Origin of the sequence: Plasticicumulans sp. (genome assembly GCF_035331805.1) — a bacterium.
In the GTDB taxonomy this organism is placed as follows: Bacteria; Pseudomonadota; Gammaproteobacteria; order Competibacterales; family Competibacteraceae; genus Plasticicumulans.
Map to the genome: position 1 here is coordinate 1 of NZ_DAOLKE010000418.1, position 2,826 is coordinate 2,826.

Sequence of the window (2,826 nt, forward strand, 5' to 3'; positions counted from 1 at the left end):
CCGGCCTCAGCCCAGATAATGCTTCAGCTGCGCCGCCGCCTGGCGCACCGCCGTCTGCACGGCCGGAATGTGCGCGACCGGGTTCAGCAGGCCGTAGTCGTGGATCAGGCCGCCGTGGCGGGTCAGCGTCACCTCGACGCCGGCGGCATCGAGGCGGCGGGCGTAGGCCTCGCCCTCGTCGCGCAGCACGTCGCACTCGGCGGTCTGGATCAGCGCCGGCGGCAGGCCGGCGAGTTCGGCGTCGCTGGCGCGCAGCGGCGAGGCGTAGCGGTGGGCGCGCTCGGCCGGATCGGTCGTGTAGGCGTCCCAGAACCAGCGCATCATCGCCTGCGTCAGGAAGTGCGCCTCGGCGAACTGCTGGTAGCTCGCGCTCGAGAAATCGGCGTTGGTCACCGGCCAGAGCAGGATCTGGCAGCGCAGCGCCGGACCGCCGCGATCCTTCGCCATCAGGCAGAGCACCGTCGACATGTTGCCGCCGACGCTGTTGCCGGCCACCCCGAGGCGCTGCGCGTCGATGCCGAGCTCTTCGGCATGCGCCGCGACCCACTTCGCCGCCGCGTGGTTCTCCTCGATCGCCACCGGAAAGCGCGCCTCGGGCGAGGGCGTGTAGTTGACGAAGATCGCCGTCGCGCCGGAGCCGGCGACCAGATCGCGCACCAGGCGCTCGTGGGTCGGGAAGTCGCCGAGGATCCAGCCGCCGCCGTGGATGAACAGGAAGGCCGGCGTCACGCCGCTCACGCCGGCCGGGCGCACGATGTGCAGGCGCACGCGGTGGCCGTCCTGCTCGATCGTGCGCTCGCTGACCTCGGCCGGCGGCAGCTTCAGGTCGACGCTCGCCTGCGCGCCGGTCAGCACGGCGCGCGCATCCTTCGGTGCCAGGGTTTCCAGCGGTGGCCCGCCGGCCGCGAGCAGGGCTTCGAGAAAGACGCGGGTCTGGCGTTCGACGTTCGGGTCGATGGGCGAAGCGGTCTGCGGATCGGCGGCCATGGAGGGTTCCTCGGCGGGGCTTCGGAAAGAACGACCGTCCGGCCACGCGGGGGCGTGTGGACGCACGGTCGCGGTGAGCGCACTCGGCGCTGGAATCGACTTGCTTGCAAACTGAAAGCCTATGAAGAAGCCGGTGCCCCCGGCATGAACATCCGGCAAGCCGGGTGCGGGGGGCGTTGCTGCGGTGGCTCCGGTCTTCGGGCTCAGCCTTCGCCGGCTCCGAGCGGCAGCAGGCCGCTGCCCGGGGCCGGCGGGCCGACGTGGTGATGGATGCGCGGGCCGTGCGGCCCCGAGTGCAGCGCCCGCACGCGCGCCTCGATTTCTGCATCGGCGTGCGTGATGCGGCCGTGGTGGCGCAGGTGTTCGAGCCAGGATTCGTCGATGAAGTACTCGACCCAGCGCTGCGGCCGGTCGGTGTCCTGGAACAGGCCCCAGCTCAGCGCACCGTTGCGCCGGCGCACGCGCGCCATCGCCTGCATCGCCTGCACGAAAGCGGCCGCGTGCGCCGGCGGAATCTCGTATTCGACCGTCACCAGCACCGGCCCGCGGTCGTGCTCGATGGCCGTGCCTTCGGCCAGCGGCATCGGCCAGTGCAGCGACGGCGACAGGTCATCGGCCGCCGCGCAGGCGAGCCGGAAGCGGCGCACCGGCAGGATCAGCAGCAGCAGCCCGGCCGCGGCGGCGACGAGCGCCACGGCCGGCGCCTGGTGCGCGGCGATCGTGCCCCAGAGCGCCGCGCCGGCGGCCATCGCGCCGTTGAACGCGAGCATGTAGACGGCGAGCGCGCGTGCCCGCACCCACGGCGGCGCGGCGGTCTGCGCGGCGACCTGGAACGAGGACAGCACGGCGATCCAGGCCGCACCGCTGGCCAGCATCACCGGCGCCAGCCACGGCGCCGACGGCAGCAGCGCCAGCGCGAGCAGCACGCCGGCGTACAGCGCGCTCGCCCCGGCCACGAGCTGGTCGGCCGACACGCGCTCGCGCAGCTTCGGCAGCAGGAAGGCGCCGCCGACCGCGCCGACGCCGACGCAGGCGAGCAGTGCGCCGTAGACGCCGGCGCTGCCGTCCGGCAGCCGCCGCACCAGCAGCGGCAGCAGGCCGAGCCCGGCGCTCGCGAACACGAAGAAGGCCAGCGCGCGCACGATCACCGCCTGCAGCCGCGGGGCGCTGCGCGCGTAGCGCCAGCCGGCACGCAGCGCGCCGAAGAAGCGCTCGGACGGCAGCGTCGATACCGCCGGCGCGCGGCGCCAGCCGGCGAGCACGACGATGACGCCGGCAAACGACGCGGCGTTCAGCGCGAAGGTCGCCCACGGCCCGACGCTGCTGACGATCAGCCCGGCCAGCGCCGGCCCGATCGCGCGCGCGACGTTGATGCCGACGCTGGAGAGCGCGATCGCCGATTGCAGCTCGGGCTTCGGCACCAGCTCCGGCGTCAGCGCCGCCCAGGCCGGCGCCATCAGCGCCGAGCCGATGCCGAGTGCCGCGGTCAGCCCGAGCAGCAGCCCCGGCGTCATCGCGCCGGTGAGCGTCGCCGCCGCGAGTGCGGCGGCGACCAGCGCCATCCAGATCTGCACGCCGATCAGGAAGCGCCGGCGATCGACGATGTCGGACAGCGCGCCGGCCGGCAGCGCCAGCACGAACATCGGCGCCGCCCCGGCGGCCTGCACCAGCGACACCAGCAGCGGGCTCGGCGACAGCGTCGTCATCAGCCAGCCGGCGCCGACCTCGTGCATCCAGGTGCCGATGTTCGACGCGATCGCCGCCAGCCACAGCCAGCGGAAGGTGCGATGGCGCAGCGGACTCCAGGCGCTGGCCGGCGCCCCGGCCGGCGGCGGGACC

The 2,826-nt window shown here is 74.1% G+C and carries 2 protein-coding genes; both read right to left on the reverse strand.

The features are described 5' to 3' along the window. Positions 1-6: 6 nt before the first annotated feature. Positions 7-987, reverse strand: coding sequence for an alpha/beta hydrolase (locus tag PKE44_RS17775; protein WP_324553926.1), 981 nt, complete (start codon positions 985-987; stop codon positions 7-9). 203 nt (positions 988-1,190) lie between these two features. Next, positions 1,191-2,783 carry an MFS transporter gene (locus PKE44_RS17780; RefSeq protein ID WP_324553928.1) on the reverse strand — a complete coding sequence of 531 codons (1,593 nt, stop codon included), beginning with the start codon at positions 2,781-2,783 and terminating at the stop codon, positions 1,191-1,193. Between the last annotated feature and the right edge of the window lie 43 nt (positions 2,784-2,826).